Origin of the sequence: Pseudomonas sp. ICMP 460 (assembly GCF_002723595.1) — a bacterium.
In the GTDB taxonomy this organism is placed as follows: Bacteria; Pseudomonadota; Gammaproteobacteria; order Pseudomonadales; family Pseudomonadaceae; genus Aquipseudomonas; species Aquipseudomonas kitaguniensis.
Genome location: NZ_LKBR01000032.1, coordinates 1 through 21,077 on the forward strand (window position 1 = coordinate 1; position 21,077 = coordinate 21,077).

The 21,077-nt window shown below is 60.5% G+C and carries 19 protein-coding genes; 5 read left to right on the forward strand and 14 right to left on the reverse strand.

What is annotated here, in order from left to right; genetic code table 11:
• Positions 1-989: 989 nt before the first annotated feature.
• Together AO240_RS19715 and AO240_RS19720 are read left to right on the forward strand one after the other, a co-directional pair.
• Complete coding sequence (locus AO240_RS19715) at positions 990-1,874, forward strand: polysaccharide deacetylase family protein (protein WP_099238525.1); 885 nt, start codon at positions 990-992, stop codon at positions 1,872-1,874.
• Between the two features lie 60 nt (positions 1,875-1,934).
• Positions 1,935-3,458, forward strand: a complete 1,524-nt coding sequence (locus AO240_RS19720) for a M91 family zinc metallopeptidase (RefSeq protein ID WP_143505411.1) — start codon at positions 1,935-1,937, stop codon at positions 3,456-3,458.
• A gap of 48 nt (positions 3,459-3,506) precedes the next feature.
• Here the strand turns inward: AO240_RS19720 and pcaC are convergent, their stop codons facing one another.
• From pcaC to pcaR, 11 genes are all read right to left on the reverse strand, one after another.
• Positions 3,507-3,896 (reverse strand): 4-carboxymuconolactone decarboxylase, encoded by a 390-nt coding sequence (pcaC, locus tag AO240_RS19725; RefSeq protein ID WP_099238529.1) that lies wholly within the window; start codon positions 3,894-3,896, stop codon positions 3,507-3,509.
• A gap of 82 nt (positions 3,897-3,978) precedes the next feature.
• Positions 3,979-4,770 carry a 3-oxoadipate enol-lactonase gene (pcaD, locus tag AO240_RS19730; RefSeq protein ID WP_099238531.1) on the reverse strand — a complete coding sequence of 264 codons (792 nt, stop codon included), beginning with the start codon at positions 4,768-4,770 and terminating at the stop codon, positions 3,979-3,981.
• A gap of 26 nt (positions 4,771-4,796) precedes the next feature.
• Positions 4,797-6,161 carry a 3-carboxy-cis,cis-muconate cycloisomerase gene (locus AO240_RS19735; protein WP_099238533.1) on the reverse strand — a complete coding sequence of 455 codons (1,365 nt, stop codon included), beginning with the start codon at positions 6,159-6,161 and terminating at the stop codon, positions 4,797-4,799.
• A 10-nt stretch (positions 6,162-6,171) separates the two neighbouring features.
• Entirely contained in the window at positions 6,172-7,467 is a 1,296-nt protein-coding gene (locus AO240_RS19740) for an MFS family transporter (protein ID WP_099238535.1), read from the reverse strand.
• Between the two features lie 165 nt (positions 7,468-7,632).
• Positions 7,633-8,199, reverse strand: coding sequence for a protocatechuate 3,4-dioxygenase subunit alpha (pcaG, locus tag AO240_RS19745; RefSeq protein ID WP_099238537.1), 567 nt, complete (start codon positions 8,197-8,199; stop codon positions 7,633-7,635).
• A 1-nt stretch (position 8,200) separates the two neighbouring features.
• The gene (pcaH, locus tag AO240_RS19750; RefSeq protein ID WP_099238539.1) at positions 8,201-8,905 is read right to left on the reverse strand and encodes a protocatechuate 3,4-dioxygenase subunit beta; all 705 of its coding nucleotides are present in this window, start codon (positions 8,903-8,905) and stop codon (positions 8,201-8,203) included.
• Positions 8,906-8,922: 17 nt separating this feature from the next.
• Positions 8,923-10,125, reverse strand: a complete 1,203-nt coding sequence (gene pcaF / locus AO240_RS19755; RefSeq protein WP_177445847.1) for a 3-oxoadipyl-CoA thiolase — start codon at positions 10,123-10,125, stop codon at positions 8,923-8,925.
• Positions 10,122-10,901: a CoA-transferase subunit beta gene (locus AO240_RS19760; RefSeq protein WP_099238543.1), complete on the reverse strand. Its 780-nt coding sequence runs from the start codon at positions 10,899-10,901 to the stop codon at positions 10,122-10,124. The genes pcaF and AO240_RS19760 overlap by 4 nt, the downstream gene beginning before the upstream one ends.
• Positions 10,901-11,758: a CoA transferase subunit A gene (locus AO240_RS19765; protein WP_099238545.1), complete on the reverse strand. Its 858-nt coding sequence runs from the start codon at positions 11,756-11,758 to the stop codon at positions 10,901-10,903. The genes AO240_RS19760 and AO240_RS19765 overlap by 1 nt, the downstream gene beginning before the upstream one ends.
• A gap of 186 nt (positions 11,759-11,944) precedes the next feature.
• Positions 11,945-13,285, reverse strand: coding sequence for an MFS transporter (locus AO240_RS19770; RefSeq protein WP_099238547.1), 1,341 nt, complete (start codon positions 13,283-13,285; stop codon positions 11,945-11,947).
• Positions 13,286-13,432: 147 nt separating this feature from the next.
• A complete protein-coding gene (pcaR, locus tag AO240_RS19775) occupies positions 13,433-14,275 on the reverse strand; it encodes a pca regulon transcriptional regulator PcaR (protein ID WP_099238549.1) in 843 nt (280 codons plus the stop codon).
• A gap of 550 nt (positions 14,276-14,825) precedes the next feature.
• On the opposite strand from pcaR, the gene AO240_RS19780 reads away from it, so the two are divergent.
• Together AO240_RS19780 and AO240_RS19785 are read left to right on the forward strand one after the other, a co-directional pair.
• Positions 14,826-15,020 carry a hypothetical protein gene (locus AO240_RS19780; protein ID WP_099238551.1) on the forward strand — a complete coding sequence of 65 codons (195 nt, stop codon included), beginning with the start codon at positions 14,826-14,828 and terminating at the stop codon, positions 15,018-15,020.
• Between the two features lie 315 nt (positions 15,021-15,335).
• Positions 15,336-16,811: an inorganic phosphate transporter gene (locus AO240_RS19785; protein WP_099238553.1), complete on the forward strand. Its 1,476-nt coding sequence runs from the start codon at positions 15,336-15,338 to the stop codon at positions 16,809-16,811.
• A 158-nt stretch (positions 16,812-16,969) separates the two neighbouring features.
• Here AO240_RS19785 and ccoM read toward each other — a convergent pair whose 3' ends face one another.
• The 3 genes from ccoM to AO240_RS19795 form a co-directional block, all read right to left on the reverse strand.
• Positions 16,970-17,086: a cytochrome c oxidase subunit CcoM gene (gene ccoM, locus AO240_RS29170; RefSeq protein ID WP_305887197.1), complete on the reverse strand. Its 117-nt coding sequence runs from the start codon at positions 17,084-17,086 to the stop codon at positions 16,970-16,972.
• Between the two features lie 143 nt (positions 17,087-17,229).
• Positions 17,230-17,391 carry a hypothetical protein gene (locus AO240_RS28670; protein WP_099238555.1) on the reverse strand — a complete coding sequence of 54 codons (162 nt, stop codon included), beginning with the start codon at positions 17,389-17,391 and terminating at the stop codon, positions 17,230-17,232.
• A 105-nt stretch (positions 17,392-17,496) separates the two neighbouring features.
• Entirely contained in the window at positions 17,497-17,838 is a 342-nt protein-coding gene (locus AO240_RS19795) for a hypothetical protein (RefSeq protein WP_058413604.1), read from the reverse strand.
• A 219-nt stretch (positions 17,839-18,057) separates the two neighbouring features.
• On the opposite strand from AO240_RS19795, the gene rapA reads away from it, so the two are divergent.
• Positions 18,058-20,904, forward strand: a complete 2,847-nt coding sequence (rapA, locus tag AO240_RS19800) for an RNA polymerase-associated protein RapA (RefSeq protein WP_099238557.1) — start codon at positions 18,058-18,060, stop codon at positions 20,902-20,904.
• Positions 20,905-21,077: the final 173 nt, after the last annotated feature.

Consider the following 21,077-nt stretch of genomic DNA (forward strand, 5'->3'; position numbering starts at 1 on the left):
CGCGGCTAAACCGGCGTCCTGCCGGTTTACCCGCTCCGTAATATCTGCGTTCGGCCATCGTGGTTTAACGGGGCGCTTCTCAGATCAAAATCACAATCACAAGCAGGCGGCCTAAAAGCCGACCCAATCTCACACGCTGAATGCGGTCAAATGTGGGAGATTCCATTGCTGAAAAAGCGGGACGCAGAGCGTCCTTAGCGGCATTACCACGCAGAGCGTGGGAACGATCATCTAAGCCGATCCCAATCTCCCAAGCAGAATGCATTCAAACTGTGGGAGGGGGCTTGCTCCCGATGGCGGTGGGTCAGTCAACTCATGTATCAACTGTAAAACTGCCATCGGGAGCAAGCCCCCTCCCACAAAAAGCAAAAAAAGCAGATCTGCTTTGTTCTCCAGAGCCGCCTTTGATCTGCTTCTGATCTGCTTCAACCACTCAGGTCGGCTTTCAGGCCGCCGTGCTTTTGCTTTTGATCTGAAAAGCGCCCCGTTAAACCACGATGGCCGCACGCAGGCTTGAATCCGTGGGTAACCCGGCAGGACGCCGGGTTAGCCGCGCTGGGCCAAGGATGGCCCATCGCGGCGCCCCACGGATTCAAGCCTGCGTGCGGGCATGCCGAGCCTAAGCGAGGCACCAAGTGGTGGGGCGAGAGCGTTTTGGTTACTTTTGGGCTCTATCAAAAGTGACTCGCTGTAAGAGCGAAACCAATACAAGCCATCCCCCAAATAACGGATATGCACGAAAATCCAAAGAACACCCCGAGCCCGTTTGCTGCGCGACAGCGCTACATCAAAGATGCAGTGGGGCCTCCCACAGTTGAACGCGTTCGGTTTGAGATAACGCCCGGCAGCAATCCTAAACCTGCGCCTTTAAGACAATCGGCAGTATTTAGCCGTGAAGGCGCGCACGATGATGCTGTATTGTTCTCGCGCCTTTCGGTCGGCGCAGGGAGCTCATCGACGCGGATCAACCCTTCTTAGCTCAGGCCGCCATGAACTACCTCATTGTCATTCTGTCGGTCCTGCTCAGCGGTTGCATCGGCGCGCCCATCGCGCTGACAGCGCAGACCGAACAACGCCTGCAGGCCCAAGCGCCGATCCGGTTTCTATTGACCTTCGATGATGGCCCCAGCGCGTCAGGCTACAACAACCCAACACGTTCGGTGGTCGCCGACCTGGCGCACAACCCGGTATTGCCGGGCATCAAGGCGGTGTTTTTCGTGCAGACCGAAGGCTCGCGTTCCGGCGGCAGCCCTCGCGGCCAAAAGACCCTGCAGCGTGAATACGCCGCTGGGCATATTCTGGCTTTCCACACCGCCACGGCGTTTCACACCAACCACCGCTGGCTGAATGACGCCGAACTGGAACGCACGCTTACCTTGGGTGCTGCGCATATTGCCGCGATCACCGGCACCTCGCCTGTGCTGGTGCGCCCACCCTTCTGGAATTACGACAAGCGCACCTTCGCCGCCTACCAGCGCCACGGCATGCATGTGCTGCTCACCGACCTGAGTGCGAATGACGGCAAAATCTGGGGCTTCAACGGCAGCCCGCGCCGCCGCGCCAATTTGTATCGGCAACTGTCGGTGGTCCGCGAGCACATCGCGCTAGGCGAGTTGCCAACAGTGGACGGCGTGATACCGGTGGTGGTGACCTTCCACGACATCAACCGCTACACCGCGCGGCACCTGCAGGAATACCTGCAAATCCTGATGGACAGCGCCCGCATCAACGGCATCAAAACCGCCGCCGAACCGTTCTACACCGACCACGCCGCACTGGAGCGCGCGGCGCTGGCGCGCACGGTGAAGGATGTGAATGAGCCGGTGCATCTGCCGGGTGTGTGGAACTGGGTGTGGGATGCAGACGCTGACTGACATTTGAACCAAGGAACGAAACCAAACGACCCGCCACTCAACGAGACCGCTCGATAACGCGTGTTGATTGAGAAAGGCCAACAACTGATGAAAACCGATTCAGCCCTGCAAAGTCCCCTCCTTCCTCCTGCCCCTCCAGTGTTGCCGGAGAACGCTAAAGGTGCACCTCCTGTTGCCCAAGTGCTGGTCAACGATGGAAACGTCAAGATAGAAAAAGTACTCAGCCTGGACATCGATGAAACCGGTCGCACTTATGTCGTGGCCGAAGGCATACAGTTGACAACCACAAACCAAGCAGACCGAGTCAGCTTGCATGCCGGTGCTAACGGTCAGGTCCACGCGCGCATCAATGGCAAACACTACGAGTTACCTATCACCCGAGGGGATATGGACCAGACCCTGGTGATCAAAACCCGTGGTGGAGATGACAGCATCAGCATCGACCCGGCCATCAATGTTGCGGTAGATATATTCGCCTCAGACGGCAACGATCACATCCGCGCGGGGGGCGGAATTACCAGGGTTTTTGCCGGTAAAGGCAACGATGTTGTCTGCATGGGCGGCGGCAAGGGTTTGGCTTTTGGCGGGGACGGCGACGACTTGATGTTTGCAGGCACCGGTAGCGCCGTGATCTCTGGAGGCAGAGGCCGAGACAGTATGTTTGCGGGCCAGGGGCCACAAACCCGTACGCTGTATCTCAGTGGTGACCAGGACGAAGATGACCTGCACGGAGGGGATGGCAAGGTCATCCTGAACGGCGGGTCGGGGAACGACAAGCTGGTCGGTTATCGTCGCACCACAATGTATACCGGCAATGGTGAAGACAGCGTCTACTCCGCTCACAAGGCGGACCTTATCTACGCCAAGAACACCGATCGCATTCACAACCATAGCGGTGCCAAGGTGACTGAAATTCGACCGAGCGACGCTGGAAAGCGCGGCTTTCAGATAGTCGGCGCACCGGACTTCATCGAGAGGATCGAAAACAAAATGGAGGAGCTGAGAGCTTCACCTGCGGGGCAAAAGCTGCTTGAGGAGATGGATAAGCTCGCTGAAAAAATCGGTAGCCCGGTGATCATCAGGACACCCTATGCAGTCCAATACGCAGACGCTTACTGGTTCGATAGCAAATTTGTCGATACGTACGATCCCGAAGCGGAACCAGAAGACGATGACCATGCGCCCAAATATGGCTTTATCAAGGAGGGGCTTGCCGGCGCCGTAGCCACACGGGCGGTGGTTACAATCCGTTCGACCGACAATGAGGACGCCTTGGGTTTATCACCGCTCATCAGCCTGTTCCATGAAATGATCCACGCTTACAGCGGCGCTACTGGAACTCAGATACCGGGTTACCAGCCCTTGATTGATGACGACGGCACCCCGCTCGTATTTGAAGGGGTACCCGAACGTGAAGATATTCGCGAGCTTCAAACTGTCGGCCTCCCCCACTCCGGCGAAGCGTTCGACTTCGATAACGACCCCAGCACCCCACCCACCACGAAAAATCCTTACCCCTTCTACGAGAATGCACTGCGTGAAGAACTGGGTGTACCGCTACGCAAACGGTACACGGAGCTGTAAAGATTCACGCCATACACCGTGGCTCAGAGAAGTGCAGGGTTTTGTGTGTTATCGGGACTCAACGCCCAGCTCACCCCACACCGATTCGGCGAGGTGAAACGTCGCGTTCGCCGCCGGAATCCCGCAGTAAATCGCGCTTTGCATCAGCACTTCCTTGATCTCGGCGCGGGTTACGCCATTGCTGGCGGCAGCGCGCAGGTGCAGCTTGAGTTCTTCGCTGCGGTTCATGCCGATCAGCATGGCGATGGTGATCAGGCTGCGGGTATGCCGAGGCAGGCCGGGGCGGGTCCAGATGTCACCCCAGGCGTGGCGGGTGATCATTTCCTGAAACTCGCTATTGAACTCGGTCAGGGCATTCAGGCTGCGGTCGACATGCGCGTCGCCCAGCACTTCGCGGCGCACTTGCAGGCCGTCGGCATAACGTTGTTTCTCGTCCACAAAAACTCCTTAACAAACCGGGCAACAAAAAAACCGGAACAACCTTGTGGCGAGCAAGCCCCTCGCCACAGGTTCAGGCGGGTCAACGCGCCAGCAAAAACTCCAGCACGCGCTGGCTGAACGCAGCGCCGGCCTGGACGCTCGACAAGTGCGCCGCATAAAACTCAGCGTACTCGGCGCCCTGCACTTGAGCCTGAATAAGGTGGCTACCGGTGGGCGGCGTGACCGCGTCTTCACTGCCGGCGATCACCAGGGTCGGCGCTTTGATCGATGACAATTGCTCGCGGAAATCCGCATCGCGTACCGCTGCGCAGTTGGCCGCATAGCCTTGGGGATTTGTGGCCGCGAGCATGTCAGTAATCTGCTTGGCCTGATGCGGATTCGCCGCAGCGAAATCGGCGGTAAACCAGCGCGCAATCGATGCATCGCGCAGTGCGACCATGGCGGCCGCGCCGTCGCGCAACACCGTTTCAATGCGCGGGTTCCAGACCTCGGGCGTGCCAATTTTGGCAGCGCTGTTGCAGATCACCAGCCGGTGCAGACGCTCACCCGCGTTAATGCCCAGCCATTGGCCGATCAGGCCGCCCATGGACAGCCCGCAAAAATGCGCACGCTGAATGCCCAAGGCATCGAGCAGCGCGATCACGTCATGCCCGAGTTGCTCAATGCTGTACGGCCCCTCGGTCACCAACGATTTGCCGTGACCGCGGGTGTCGAACCGCAGCACGCGAAAATGCTCGGTGAAGGCCGGGATCTGGATGTCCCACATGTGCAAGTCAGTGCCCAACGAGTTGGATAGCAGCAACACTGGCGCATCCACAGGCCCATTCAGTTGGTAGTGCAGTTCGCCCTCGGCGAGTTGTATAAATGCCACAGCGGTCTCCTTTTGGCGTCAGGCAGTCAGGCGCTCAATGCAAAGTGTTCGGCCACCGCGCGAGTGACCCACGTACGCGCCTGGCCCAAATAGTGGGCCGGATCCAGCAGGCGGTCCAGTTCAGCCGGCGACAGCTCGGCGCACACCTGCGGTTCGTCCGCCAGTACCGCGCGCAGATGCCGCCCTTCTGCGACCGCACGCGTGCAGCACTGTTCCAACAGATGGTGCGCGGTTTCGCGGCCCAGGCGTTGGGCAAGCACGATGCTGACGGCTTCGGCCAGCACCAGGCCTTGGGTCAAATCAAGGTTGTGCGCCATGCGCGCAGGGTTTACTTCCAGGCCTTCACTCACCAGCAACGCCTGGTGCAAAGCGCCGGACACCACTCGGCAAATCTGCGGCAGGGTTTCCCATTCGGCATGCCACAGGCCCAAGCTGCGCTCGTGTTCCTGGGGCATGGCGCTGAACATCGTGGCGACCAGGCCCGGCACGCGCGTGGCGGCGCTGATCAACACAGCGGCGCCCACCGGGTTGCGTTTGTGCGGCATGGTCGAGGAACCGCCTTTGCCCGGTGCTGACGGCTCAAAGACTTCCGCCGCTTCGGTCTGCATCAGCAGGCTGATATCGCGGCCGACTTTGCCCAAGCTGCCGGCGATCAGGCCAAGCACACTGGCGAACTCCACCAACCGATCACGCTGGGTGTGCCAGGGTTGCTCGGGCATGCCCAGTTGCAGCTCTGCCGCCAGCGCCTCAGCCACCGGCATCGCCTGTTCGCCGAGCGCTGCAAGGGTTCCGGACGCACCGCCAAATTGCACGACCAGCACGCGTGGCTTCAGCTCGGCCAGACGCTGGCGGCTGCGCGTCACGGCCCCCAGCCAACCGGCGATTTTCATCCCCAGGGTGACCGGCGTGGCGTGCTGCAACCACGTGCGACCAGCCAGTGGCACGCCCGCATAGCGCTGGGCCTGCGCCGCCAGTACGTCGCCTAATTGCGCCAAGTCAGTTTCGATCAGTTCAATCGCTCGCCGCAGTTGCAGGACCAGCCCAGTGTCCATGACATCCTGGCTGGTGGCGCCCAAATGCACATAGCGCTCGGCGTCGGCGTCTTCACTGGCAATCAGCTTGCCGAGCGCCTTCACCAGTGGAATCGCCGAGTTGCCGGCCGTGGCAATCGCTTCGCCAAGCGCATCCACGTCGTACAAAGACGCAAGGCAGGCTTGGGCGATCGGTGCGACGGCAGCCTGCGGGATCAACCCGACCCTGGCCTCGGCACGCGCCAGCGCGGCCTCGAAATCCAGCATGCCCTGCAAGCGCCCTTGGTCGCAGAACACATCGGCCATGCTGTCAGCCGTGAAGTAAGCGTCGAACAGCTGATTGCTCGTGCGCAGCGTCATCACTCATCCCTCACAGATCGTGGTGCAAATAAGCCGCCTGCTTGGGCAGGCGCAAACTGAACAGGAACGCCACCGCCATCATCGCCGTGACGTACCAGTAAAAGGTGTTTTCCATGCCCAGGGATTTAAGGCCCAACGCCACGTATTCCGCCGAGCCACCAAAGATCGCGTTGGCCACCGCGTACGCCAGGCCCACACCGAGTGCGCGCACTTGCGGCGGGAACATTTCCGCCTTCACCAGGCCGCTGATCGAGGTGTAAAAACTGACGATGGCCAAGGCCAGGGTGATCAGCACAAAGGCCAGGAACGGGCTGCTGACGGTTTTCAGGCTGAGCAAAATCGGCACCGTGCACAGCGTGCCCAGCGCGCCGAACCACAGCATCGAGTTACGTCGGCCGATCTTGTCCGCCAGCATGCCGAACAGCGGTTGCATGCACATGTAGAGGAACAGCGCGCCGGTCATGATGTAGCTGGCGGTCTTGGCGTGCATCCCGGCGGTGTTCACCAGGTATTTCTGCATGTAGGTGGTAAACGTGTAAAAAATCAGCGAGCCGCCAGCGGTGTAGCCGAGCACGGTGATAAACGCTGTCTTGTGGTCACGGAACAGCGCGGCAATGCTGCCGGCGTCCTTGTCCTGGCGTGTTTCCTTGCTGGTGGTTTCTTTCAGGGTGCGGCGCAGCAACAGCGAGATCACCGCCGCAATAGCACCGATCACGAACGGAATCCGCCAGCCCCAGGCGCGCAGTTCGTCTTCGCTGAGAAACTGTTGCAGGATCACCACCACCAGCACCGCCAGCAACTGACCGCCGATCAGGGTGACGTATTGGAACGAGGCGAAGAAGCCGCGCTGGCCCTTGAGCGCGACTTCGCTCATGTAGGTGGCGGTGGTGCCGTATTCGCCGCCCACCGACAGGCCCTGGAACAAGCGCGCGGCCAGCAGCAAGGCCGGTGCCCAGGCGCCAATGTCTTTGTAGGTCGGCAAAAAGGCGATGACCAGGGACCCGGCGCACATCATCAGCACCGAGATCATCATCGAGTTTTTGCGCCCGTGCTTGTCGGCCACCCGTCCAAACAGCCAGCCGCCGATAGGCCGCATCAAGAACCCGGCGGCGAACACCCCGGCGGTGTTGAGCAGTTGCACGGTGGGGTTGTCCGACGGGAAAAACGCCGGGGCGAAATAAATCGCGCAGAACGCGTAGACGTAGAAGTCGAACCATTCGACGAGGTTGCCGGAGGACGCACCGACAATCGCAAAAATTCGTTTTCGGCGCTCTTCTCCGGTGTAGTGACTGGTTGTTGTAGTCATTTTTTTTACTCTGAGGGAACGGTTATAGCCTAGACATACTTTGCAACAACCACGTTCCGCATTTGGAGCAGTTGCAAGTTTCAAGCTACAAGCTGCAAGAGAAAAGCAGCCGCAATGACCGCTTTTTCTTGTAGCTTGCCGCTTGAAGCTGGCCGCTGTTACCGATCAATAGTCGAAGAACACCGTTTCCTTATCCGTGCCCTGCAAAATCACATTCCACTGATACACCCCTGCCGCATCCGTCTTGGCAATCAACGTGCTGCGCCGCTCTGCGGGCACACGCGCCAACAACGGGTCATCGCCATTCAACGCCTCACCGTCGAAATAAATCCGCGTCAGCAGGTGTTTCACCAGCCCACGGGCAAACACCAACACCACCAGGTGCGGCGCCTGGGTCGTGCCTTTCAACCCCGGCACGCTGCCGGGCTTGATGGTGGTAAAGCGAAAACGCCCTTCGGCGTCCACCGGCACCCGGCCAAAGCCTTCGAAGTTCGGGTCGCAGGCTTTGTCTTGCTCGTCTTCAGGGTGGTCGTACTTGCCGGCGGCATTCGCCTGCCAGACTTCGAGCATGGCGTCGTTGACGACATCACCGTTGCCGTCGCGCACTTGCCCGCTGATCGCCACGCGCTCACCAAGGGTCGCCGGTACGGTCAGGTCTTCGCGGTTCAGCCAGGTCAGGCCGATGTGGTAATACGGCCCCACGGTGTGGGACGTGGTCGCATTAAGGGTCATCTCATTTCTCCATCGGCGTGGCGTCGCGGCCGCGCAGGACGATGTCCCAGCGGTAGCCAAGGGCATAGGAAGGAATGGTTTTTTCCAGGTCGAAACGCGCGATCAGGCGCTGCTTGGCCGAGGTGTCCGGTACGCAGTTGTAGATCGGGTCGTATTCCAGCAGCGGGTCGCCCGGAAAATACATCTGCGTGACCAAGCGCGTCAGCACACTCGGGCCGAACAGCGAAAAGTGGATATGCGCCGGGCGCCACGCGTTGTGGTGGTTGCCCCACGGGTAGGCGCCGGGCTTGATGGTCTGGAACTGATACCAACCGTCGGCGTCGGTGACGGTGCGGCCGGTGCCGGTAAAATTCGGGTCCAGCGGCGCGTCGTGCAGGTCGCGCTGGTGGTGGTAGCGACCGGCGGCGTTGGCCTGCCAGATCTCCACCAGAATACCCGGCAGCGGCAGGCCGTTTTCATCCAGCACGCGGCCATGAATGATGATGCGCTCGCCCTGCGGCTCGCCTTCGTGCTGGGCCGTCAGGTCGTTGTCTTTATCGGCAATTCGCTCCGCGCCGATGCTCGGGCCGGTGATTTCCGACAACGAATGCGGCAGAAACACCAACGGCTGGGACGGCGAACGCAGGTTCGTCGACTGGTAGGCCGGGTGCAGGTAATCAGGTTGAGTGCCCGCTTGCGGGCGCCGGTATCCGGGCTTGTCACTCATGCAGCAATCCTCTCTTGTTAGATCCGTTCAATCGCCAAGGCCAAGCCTTGGCCGACGCCCACACACATCGTCGCCAGGCCTTTGCGGCCGCCGGTTTTTTCCAACTGATGCAGAGCTGTCAACACCAGCCGCGCGCCGCTCATGCCCAACGGATGGCCAAGGGCGATAGCACCGCCATTTGGATTGACCTGCGGCGCATCATCGGCGATGCCCAGCTCGCGCAGCACCGCCAGGCCCTGGCTGGCGAATGCTTCGTTGAGTTCGATGACATCAAAGTCACTGATCGCCAGGCCCAGACGCTCCACCAATTTGCGCACCGCCGGCACCGGGCCAATCCCCATTACCCGCGGTGCGACAGCGGCGCTGGCCATGCCCAACACACGGGCGCGGGCGGTCAGGCCATGTTTTTTTACCGCGTCGGCAGACGCCAGAATCAGCGCAGCCGCGCCGTCGTTCACACCGGAGGCATTGCCGGCGGTCACGGTTTTGTCCGGGCCGTTCACCGGTTTGAGTTTGCTCAGGGCCTCCAGTGTGGTGTCTCTTGGATGCTCGTCATGCTCCACCACGGTTTCGCCTTTTTTATGCGCCACCCGCACCGGCACGATCTCTTCGGCGAAGAACCCGGCGGCTTGCGCAGCGGCGGTGCGTTGCTGGCTGCGCAGGGCAAAAGCGTCCTGGTCGGCGCGCGACACCTTGAAGTCATCGGCGACGTTATCGGCGGTCTGCGGCATGGCGTCCACACCGTATTGGGCCTTCATCAACGGGTTGATAAAACGCCAGCCGATGGTGGTGTCTTCCAGCTTCATGTTGCGGGAAAACGCCGCGTCGGCTTTACCCATGACGAACGGCGCGCGGGACATCGACTCGACGCCACCGGCAATCGCCAGCTCCATTTCGCCGCTGGCGATGGCGCGAAACGCAGTGCCGATGGCGTCCATGCCCGAAGCGCACAAACGGTTGAGGGTCACACCCGGCACGCTTTCCGGCAGGCCGGCGAGCAACAGCGCCATGCGTGCGACGTTGCGGTTGTCTTCACCGGCCTGGTTGGCGCAGCCGAGGAACACTTCGTCGACTGCGCGCCAATCCACCGAGGGGTTGCGCTCGATCAAGGCCTTGATCGGCAGGGCCGCCAAGTCATCGGCGCGCACGCTGGAGAGGCCACCGCCAAAGCGGCCGATGGGCGTGCGAATCGCATCACAGATAAACACCTCGCGCATCAGGCTTCTCCGGGGGCTTGGCCATGGGCGGCGGCGGTGCGTGCTTCAAGCTCACGCAGGGCCGTCAGTTCAATGTCGGTGGGCTCGGCCGTGGTGGTCAGCTGCTCGGCAAAACGAATTGCCCAGCCGGTGGCCGCCACCACTTGCTCGCGTGTCACGCCTGGGTGCAGCGCGGTGACGACGAACTCATGAGTGCCCTCTTCCGGCTCCATGATGCACAGGTCGGTAATAATCCCTACGGGACCTGCACCCGGCAGGCCCAGGCGTTTGCGTGAGTCGCCGCCTTCGCCGTGGCCGACGGAGGTGATGAAGTCCAGCTTGTCGACAAACGAACGCGACGATTGCTTGAGAATAATCAGCACGCTCTTGGCGGAACCGGCGATCTCGGGTGCGCCGCCGGCACCCGGCAAGCGCACTTTAGGCTGGTGATAATCGCCGACCACGGTGGTGTTGATATTGCCGAAACGGTCGACTTGCGCGGCGCCGAGAAACCCCACATCGATGCGCCCGCCTTGCAGCCAGTAGCGAAAAATCTCGCCGGTGGGCACGACGGTGTCGGCGGTTTCCGCCAGTTCGCCGTCGCCGATCGACAGCGGCAGCACCGAGGGCTTGGCGCCAATCGGGCCAGACTCATAAATCAGCACCACATCCGGCGACGAGGTCAGGCGCGCGAGGTTAGCGGCTTTGGACGGCAGGCCGATGCCGACGAAGCACACCGCGCCGTTTTTGAGGCGGCGCGCGGCGGCCACCGTCATCATTTCATTGGTCGAGTAAGGCATTACTGGGCCTCCTGCGCGGCGGCCAGCTTGGCCTGGAATTCACTGAAGTCGGCGGTGCCGTGGATGTACTCGTCGATCCAGGCGCTAAAGGTCTCACGGTCACGGGCGATCGGGTCCCACGCCTGGTAGAAGCGGTTATCCCGCTCGTTGTAACCGTGTGCGTAGGACGGGTGCGCACCGCCGGGCACATGGCACACCGCAGTCAAGGCCCACGTCGGCAGCACGCAACTGTTCATCGGCGCGTTGAGGTCGTCGACGATTTCTTCGACGGTGACGATGCAACGCTTGGCGGCCAATGCCGCTTCCTTCTGCACCCCCAGAATGCCCCAGAGCAACACGTTGCCCTTGCGGTCGGCCTTTTGCGCGTGGATCACGCTGATGTCCGGGCGCACCGAGGGCACCGCCGCGAGTACTTCGCCGGTGAACGGGCAGGTCACGGTTTTGATCAGCGGGTTGACCTTGGGCAGGTCGGAGCCGGCGTAGGCCCGCAGCACCGCGAATGGCAGGCCCGAAGCGCCGGCAACGTAAGCATTGGCAAGGTCGGCGTGGCTGTGTTCTTCGATTTCCAGCGGCTGCGGCCATTGCTTCTCGACCGCGTCGCGCAGGCGATGCAAGGAGCCGACGCCGGGGTTGCCGCCCCACGAGAAAATCAGCTTGCGGGCGCACCCGGCACCGATCAACTGGTCGTAGATCAGGTCAGGCGTCATACGCACCAGCGTCAGGTCTTTCTTGCCCTGACGAATGATTTCATGACCCGCTGCTGTAGGGATCAAATGGGTGAAGCCTTCGAGTGCGACGGTATCGCCGTCGTTCACCAATTGCTTCACCGCGTCACGCAGCGCAAGAATTTCAGCCATGGGGTTCGGGCTCCCGGTGTGGATCGAAAAAGGCGCTGAGGTGGCGCCGAAGTGAACCAAGGTTAAGCCGGGCAAATGGGCCAAACAATCCGATAATCGACTCAGCGTTCGATTATCGAACGGATAATCCTCGGTGCGAATCTGGTTTAAATGCGCGAGAGGGCAAGCCCTCTCCCGCACCCGCCCTCAGGTGGCGTCGGCGTGGCTGACCATGCCTTTGATCACGACCGCTGCAGTGGCCAGCGCTGCCGGCACCACCAGCGCGGTCAGCACCTGTTCAAAGTTCCAGCCGAGGCCGAGCAAGGTCGCGCCCATCCAGGCGCCGAGGATGGCGCCGAAGCGGCCGATGCCGAGCATCCACGACACGCCAGTGGCGCGGCCCTGGGTCGGGTAAAAACGCGCGGCAAGGGACGGCATCGCCGATTGCGCACCGTTGACGCACATGCCGGCGATCAGCACCAGCGTCGCGAGCACGCTGATATTGCCCAGGCTCTGCCCCACCGCGTAGGCAAATACCCCGGCCAACAGGTAGAAAGTGCCGATGACCTTGTGCGGATTGAAGCGGTCCATCGCCCAGCCCACGCCGACGGCGCTTAACACGCCGCCCAACTGGAACAACGCGCCGATAAACGCGGCCTGCTGCATGCTCGCGCCGCTGTCACGCATCAGGGTCGGCAGCCAACTGGTCAGCAGGTAAACAATCACCAGGCCCATGAAATAGGTGAGCCACAACAACAAGGTGCCGGCGCTGTAGGTGCCGGAGAAAATCACCGCGAACACGTTGCGCGCCTTGACGGTTGTTTGCTCGGGCACGCTGAAACTGCTGGCTTGGGCAACGCTGACGGGCTCAATGGGCGACAGGGCCTTGCGCACTTTGTCGGTGCCGCGATTGCGCACCACCAGGTAACGCGCCGACTCCGGCAACCACACCAGCAATACCACCGCCAGCATCAACGGCAGAATGCCGCCGATCAGCAGCAAACTATGCCAGCCAAACGCAGGGATCAGCTTGGCCGAGATAAACCCTCCACCGGCCATGCCCAGGTTGAAGCCGCAGAACATGCTGGTCACCAGCAACGACTTGTGGCGCTCGGGGGTGTATTCGGACAGCAGTGTGGTGGCGTTGGGCATACCGGCGCCCAGCCCGAGCCCGGTGAGGAAGCGCAGCACCAGCAACTGGTCAACATTAGCGCTGTAGGCCGAAGCCAGGCTGAAGGCACCAAACACCAGCACCGCGCCCACCAACACCACTTTGCGACCGAACCGGTCGGCCAGCGGGCCAGAGCCGAGTGCGCCGAAGACCATGCCGATCAACGCGGCGCTCATCACCGGGCCGAGGCTGGCGCGGTCGATGCCCCAATCCTGCGACAGCGCGGGCGCGATAAAGCCCATGGCGGCGGTGTCGAGGCCATCGAGAAAAACGATCAGGAAACACAGGATCACCACGCGCCACTGATAGCGTGACAGCGGCTGGGCATTGATAAAGGACTGTACGTCCAGGTTAGTACCGACAGAGGGCTGACTCATTATTGTTATTTCCACACCGATGGGCGGGCCAACGACTTGAAGTCGTGATTATTATTGGGGCAACGCTGATAGCGCTGCCGCACCTTAATAAGCCAGGCGGAACATCGTCAATTGATCACGCGTGGATCTGTGCGGTCACCGAACAGCTTAGGCAAACAGTTGCGCACTCAGCTCGCGGCTGGCACTCAGCATGCTCGGCAGGAAACGTTGCTCCAATTCGCTGCGGCTGACCCTGGCGGCGTGAGTACTGACGTTGAGCGCCGCCAGCACCTGGCCGGAGGCGTCGTACACCGGCACCGCGATGGAGCGCAGGCCTTGTTCGAGTTCCTGATCGACCACGCACCAGCCCTGCTGACGCACTTGTTGCAGGCACTCGAACAGCGCTTCGGGCGTGGTCAACGTGCGGCTGGTTTTGGTCGGCAGGTCGGCGTGGTCAAGGTAGTCCTGCAGCGAGGCGTCATCCAGCGCCGCCAGGAGGATACGGCCCATGGACGTGCAATACGCCGGCAACCGCCCGCCTACCGACAAGTCCACCGAAATCAGGCGTTGCGTGGTGGCTGAACGGGCGATATACAAGATGTCATCGCCCTCCAGCGTCGCCATGTTGCAGGCTTCGTGCAGTTGCTCACTCATGCGGTCCAGATACGGCTGGGCCGATACGGCCAGTGGCGTGGACGATAAATACGCATGCCCCAGCGTCAGCACCTTGGGTAGCAACGAATAGGTGCGCCCGTCGGTGGTTGCATAGCCGAGTTTGATCAAGGTATGCAGGCAACGTCGCACGGCGGCGCGGGGGATTTCGGTGCGGTGGCTGATCTGCGCGATGGTCAGGTGCCGCTTGCGCTCCTGGAACGCCTGCACCACGGCCAGGCCCCGCGCCAGAGAAGTCATGAAGTCCGGGTCACCGGTAAACGCCTGGATGCGCTTGGCCGGTGACGCCACGATCGGCGGCGCTACTGACGCGAAGGAGTTGCGCAATTGATCGTTCATTCAGGGGTTCCTTTCTCTTGTTTTCAACCGCCGGGAGGGTTGGCCGCTATTACAAGCCGCGCAGGTCGGGATGTACAAGGCGCGGGCCTGCGACATTGGGCGATTATCGGACGACCAGTCGATTATCGCAATTTGCCGCTGACAGCCAAGTTTTAGAATCGCCTGATGGCGCTATAAAGTTTATGCACTCACGCGCACATTTAGAATGTCGACGGAACTTGCGCTGGCGTTCTGCGTAACTACTTGCTTCTGTATGTAACAAAAGCCTCACGCGAGATTGACGTTTTTTAATTTAATCATGATAGTGTTATTCAAATGCGCCGCTATAATGCAGCGTGTGCAGAGGTCAGCCCGGTATGACTATCGGGAGTGGAGCTCGCCAGACGTGCAAACGGCAGGCATGTCAGTCACAAGCATTCGATTAAACGACATGACCTTTGGCCCTGCTTGCAAACTTGAACGGCTACAGCGTTCAACTTGAAATGCCCCGAGGGCGACTTTCAGGCATGACGCTGCACATCAAATACACTCAATTGAATTAGGTAATACTGTGACGAAAGACGAACTGCGCGCGGAACTTGAGCGCCAGGAGCAACGTTACAAGGACGTTTACGGCGGGGAAGTCACCACCTACGCCGCTCAGCCAGAGCCCGAGCGCAAGCCTTGGCGCAAGCGAGCCAGCTTGCTCGACCAGGCCTTTGCCCAGGAAATCCAAAAAATCGAGCAGGAACTCAAGACCGAATAATCCTCAACACGCGGGTTAGGCATGCGGTTTTGCAACCACTGCTGGCGCGTTGCCAGCAGGGGTCTTTAAATACCCTACCCTCCCAAGCGAAATTTCGTACAAATGTTTCAAACGTCACAAATGCGTCATAAAACCTCGCCTGTCTGGCGCGGTGCTTTATAAATCAAAGGCTTGCCAACCCCCCGAAAACCTTGGGATGGGCCTTTGCGGCGCATTTTTTTCAGTGAAGATTGTTACCGATGAGCAGCTAGTGCATCGATTACCGAGGTTTTCTGGCATAATCGCGCCCCCTTACGACCGGGTCAGAAAACCTTCATGATCGATTTATTCAGCGGACTGGATGCGTGGGTTCTAGTGAGCCTGTTGCTCGCCCTGGCCTTTGTCCTCGCCTTCGAGTTCATCAATGGCTTTCATGACACCGCTAACGCGGTGGCCACAGTCATCTATACCAAAGCCATGCCGCCGCATCTGGCCGTGTTCTTCTCCGGGGTGTTCAATTTCCTCGGCGTGTTGCTCGGTGGTGTCGGTGTCGCCTACGCCATCGTGCATTTGCTGCCGGTTGAGTTGCTGATCAATGTGAACACCGGCCATGGTTTGGCTATGGTCTTCTCATTGTTGGCAGCGGCGATCACCTGGAACCTCGGCACCTGGTACTTCGGTATTCCGGCCTCCAGTTCTCACACCCTGATCGGCTCGATCCTCGGTGTTGGCCTGGCGAACGCCCTGATCAACGACATTCCGCTGGCTGACGGGGTTAACTGGCAGAAAGCCGTCGATATCGGTGCGTCCCTGGTGTTCTCGCCGATGGCCGGTTTCCTGGTCGCTGCCCTGGTGCTGCTCGCCCTGAAATGGTGGCGCCCGCTGTCGAAGATGCACAAGACGCCGGACCAGCGCCGCAAGCTTGACGACAAGAAGCACCCGCCGTTCTGGAACCGCTTGGTACTGGTGATTTCGGCGATGGCGGTCAGCTTCGTGCACGGCTCCAACGATGGTCAAAAAGGCATCGGCCTGATCATGCTGGTGCTGATCGGTATTGTGCCCGCGCAGTTCGTACTCGACCTGGGCACCACCACCTACCAGATCGAACGTACCCGCGACGCGACCGTGCACTTGAGTCAGTTTTATGAGCGTAACAACGCAAGCCTCGGCGAGTTTCTGGCGCTGGGCAAAAGCGTGAAAGACGACTTGCCGGGCAAGTTCCGCTGCAATCCGCAGCAGACCGAGCCGACCATCAATGCACTGGTCGACACCTTGAAGGGCGTCTCCGACTACCATTCCCTGACCGCGGATCAGCGCATCGAAGTGCGTCGTTACCTGCTCTGCCTGGACGACACCGCGAAGAAAGTCAGCAAGCTGCCGGGCCTGGATGCGCGTGACAAGGCTGACCTCGACAAGCTGCGTAAAGACCTGACCGCCACCACTGAATACGCACCGTTCTGGGTGATCCTGGCCGTTGCACTGGCCTTGGGCCTGGGCACCATGGTCGGCTGGAAGCGTGTGGTACTGACGATTGGCGAGAAGATCGGCAAGCAAGGCATGACCTATGCGCAGGGCATGTCGGCGCAGATCACGACCGCGAGCATGATTGGCCTGGCCAACATCTTCAGCCTGCCGGTGTCCACCACGCACGTGCTTTCGTCGGGTGTTGCCGGGACCATGGTGGCCAACAAGAGTGGGCTGCAAGGTGGCACCGTGAAGACCATTCTGATGGCGTGGGTGTTGACCTTGCCGGCAACCGTTGGCCTGTCGGCCGGGTTGTTCTGGCTGGCGTCAAAGGCATTGGGCAGCTAACAGGCTACGGCTGAAAAACAAGGTGCGACCTCAATGAGGATCGCGCCTTTTTTTGCCTGTCAGTTAAGCGCCTGGCCGTACCCAACTAAAAAACAGGCAAAAAAAAGGGCAACCGAAGTTGCCCAAAATGCCTTGCGTGCTCACATAACCAGAAAGACTTAGGGTTGTTTGCGCTTGTTAGCGTCCTTCCAGATAAAAATTCCAAACCCTACAAAAAACATCAGCATGAGGCTGACAGTCAGCACCCCGGCAAATACCACGTTATCGAAGAACATGACCGGCCTCCTGCTCGTGCCCTGTTGCGATAGGGCTAAGTTAATGGAGAACGCAGATTGAAAAATTGACGGGGATCAATGTCGCCCGCAACGGGGCGTAAAGAAGGGCGATAACTGACCTGCATCAACAGATGCAGGTTGTTTCAACGCTTTTTCGGCTTTTTCTTCGACTTTTTCTTAACGCTGCCAAGCGGCATCGCTTGCTCAAACGCCTGGCGCACCTCGTTCAGGCGCTTATCATTAAGGTCATGCACACGTTTGGCACGTTCGGCATTCAGGTCGATCAGCTTGTTGTCATCACTCATGGCTTGGCTTGGTTTGTGGCGGGAATAACTCAATAATGCGGCCTGCCCCGCCCAACGGCAAATGCGCGGGTAAAAATCCTCGACCGTAGCGGTGCCTCAGAGCGGTTAAACCTCGACGTCCACCCACAAGCCCTGGCGCGGCGCATCTTCAATCAGCGGCACCACTGGCACGGTGTTGTCGGCGTTTAGCACATCACCGGGAATCGCCAAGTGCTGCTCAGGGTCTTCTTCGGCTTCGCGGCGGCGTTTCTGCTGTTCTTGCTGGCGGCGTTGTTCTTCGCGAAGAAGATACGTCGACTGCTCGGCGTCGCCATTTTTCAAGTCAATGGTACTTTCGTTGGAGCCTGGTTGTACTGGCACCACGGGCGGGATATCCGGCTTCTGGCGCACCGGGTCAAGTTGCGACGTGACCGGTACAACACTGACGGGCAGCATGGGTGGCAGCATAATAATTACTCTCCTGATCAACAGGCTGTCGGCGGTTAGCTGGGCGACTTGAGCACAGAGTCGCCAAGCTGTGACCGAGTCGACACTCGTCAGTGCCCGCCACCCGTCGATCCAGCTTACGAACTGCCGCACAAACAGGGTAGTTTTTGTCAGAGTCCTTTGGCTACGGGTCTTGTTCCGTTAAGATAGTCGGCTTTTTCACGGCGGGAGTCAGGCAGCATGGCGCAGCAGTATCAACCGGGGCAACGCTGGATTAGTGACAGCGAAGCAGAGCTGGGGTTAGGCACCGTTCTGGCACAGGACGGCCGCTTGTTGACCGTGCTCTATCCGGCCACTGGCGACACTCGCCAGTATGCGCTACGGAATGCGCCCCTCACTCGCGTGAGGTTTTCGCCGGGTGACAGCATCACCCATTTCGAAGGCTGGAAAATGACCGTACAGGAAGTCGACGACGTCGACGGCTTGCTGGTTTACCACGGCCTCAATGGGCAGAACGAGCAGGTCACGCTGCCGGAAACCCAACTCTCCAACTTCATCCAGTTCCGTTTGGCCAGCGACCGCCTGTTCGCCGGGCAAATCGACCCGCTGGCGTGGTTCTCGCTGCGTTACCACACGCTGCAACACACCAGCCGCCAGTTGCAGTCCGCGCTGTGGGGCTTGGGTGGCGTGCGTGCACAACCGATTGCGCACCAATTGCACATCGCCCGCGAAGTCGCTGACCGCATCGCGCCGCGGGTGTTGCTGGCTGACGAAGTAGGCCTGGGCAAGACCATTGAAGCGGGCCTGGTGATCCATCGCCAGTTGCTCTCGGGGCGCGCCAACCGTGTGTTGATCCTCGTGCCGGAAAACCTGCAGCACCAGTGGCTGGTAGAAATGCGCCGCCGCTTCAACCTGCAAGTGGCGCTGTTCGACGAAGAACGTTTTATCGAAAGCGATGCCACCAACCCGTTCGAAGACACCCAGCTCGCCCTGGTGGCGCTGGAGTGGTTGGTCGACGACGAAAAAGCCCAGGACGCGCTGTTTGCCGCCGGTTGGGACTTGCTGGTGGTCGATGAAGCCCACCACTTGGTGTGGCACGAAGAAAAAGCCAGCGCGGAATATTCGCTGGTCGAACAACTCGCCGAAGTCATCCCGGGCGTGCTGCTGCTGACCGCCACCCCGGAACAACTCGGCCAGGACAGCCACTTCGCGCGCCTGCGCCTGCTCGACCCGAACCGCTTCCATGACGTAAAAGCCTTCCGCGCCGAAAGCGAAAATTATCGCCCGGTGGCCGAAGCCGTGCAGGAGCTGCTGGACAAGGGCCGCCTGTCACCGACCGCACACAAAACCATCCAGGGTTTCCTCGGTGATGAAGGTGAAGCATTGCTCACCGCCGTCAACGATGGCGACACCGAAGCCAGCGCGCGCCTGGTGCGTGAGCTGCTCGACCGCCACGGCACCGGCCGCGTGCTGTTTCGCAACACCCGCGCCGCCGTGCAAGGCTTCCCGGAGCGCAAGCTGCACGCCTACCCGCTGCCGAACCCGGACGAATACCTCGAATTGCCGCTGGGCGAACACGCCGAGCTGTACCCGGAAGTCAGCTTTCAGGCACAGCCGGACGTCGACGAAGAAAACCGCTGGTGGCGCTTCGACCCACGGGTTGAGTGGCTGATCGACCAGCTTAAAATGCTCAAGCGCACCAAAGTACTGGTGATCTGCGCCCACGCCGAAACCGCGATGGACCTGGAAGACGCGCTGCGCGTGCGCTCGGGCATCCCGGCCACGGTGTTCCACGAGGGCATGAACATCCTCGAGCGTGACCGCGCCGCCGCGTACTTTGCCGATGAAGAATTTGGCGCCCAAGTGCTGATCTGCTCGGAAATCGGCAGTGAAGGCCGCAACTTCCAGTTCTCCCACCATTTGGTGCTGTTCGACCTGCCGGCGCACCCCGACCTGCTGGAACAGCGCATCGGTCGTCTGGACCGGATCGGCCAGAAACATGTGATCGAATTGCACGTGCCGTACCTGGAAACCAGCCCGCAAGAGCGTCTGTTCCAGTGGTATCACGAAGCGTTGAACGCGTTCCTCAACACCTGCCCGACCGGCAACGCCTTGCAGCACACGTTCGGCCCGCGCCTGCTGCCGCTGCTCGAAAATGCCGACGACGGCGAGTGGCAAGCCCTGATCGACGAGGCCCGTGCCGAGCGCGAGCGCCTGGAACAGGAACTGCACACCGGCCGCGACCGCCTGCTGGAACTCAATTCCGGCGGCGCGGGCGAAGGTGATGCGCTGGTTGAAGACATCCTTGAGCAAGACGATCAATTCGCCCTGCCGATCTACATGGAAACCCTGTTTGACGCGTTTGGCATCGACAGCGAAGACCATTCGGAAAACGCGTTGATCCTCAAGCCGAGCGAAAAAATGCTCGACGCCAGCTTCCCGCTGGGCGACGACGAAGGTGTGACCATCACCTACGACCGTAACCAGGCGCTGTCGCGCGAAGACATGCAGTTCATCACCTGGGAACACCCGATGGTGCAGGGCGGCATGGACCTGGTGCTGTCCGGCTCGATGGGCAACACCGCCGTGGCGCTGATCAAAAACAAGGCGCTCAAGCCCGGCACTGTGTTGCTGGAACTGCTTTACGTCAGCGAAGTGGTCGCACCGCGTTCGCTGCAACTGGGCCGTTACCTGCCGCCGGCCGCCCTGCGCTGCCTGCTGGATACGAATGGCAATGACCTGTCGGGCCGCGTGTCGTTTGAAACCCTCAACGATCAGCTCGAAAGCGTGCCACGCGCCAGCGCCAACAAGTTTATCCAGGCCCAGCGCGATCAACTGACGCCGCGCATCAATGCCGGCGAAGAGAAGATCACCCCGCGCCATGCCGAGCGTGTGGCCGAGGCCAAGCGCCGCCTGGCGGCAGACACCGACGAAGAGCTGGCGCGCTTGACCGCGCTGCAAGCGGTCAACCCGACCGTGCGCGACAGCGAACTGGTTGCCCTGCGCCAGCAACGCGAGCAAGGCCTGGCCATGCTCGACAAGGCGGCGCTGCGACTGGAAGCCATTCGGGTGCTGGTGGCGGGTTGATCACCGCCCTGCCCGGCTAAAAACAAGGCCCGCGTACTGCGGGCCTTTTTTATGCATGTGGGAAGAGTGGTGTCTTTGATGGCCCCATCGGGAGCAAGCCCCCTCCCACAATGACCCGGTCAGGGTCAGATAACGCGGTCAAATGTGGGAGGGGGCTTGCTCCCGATGGAGTC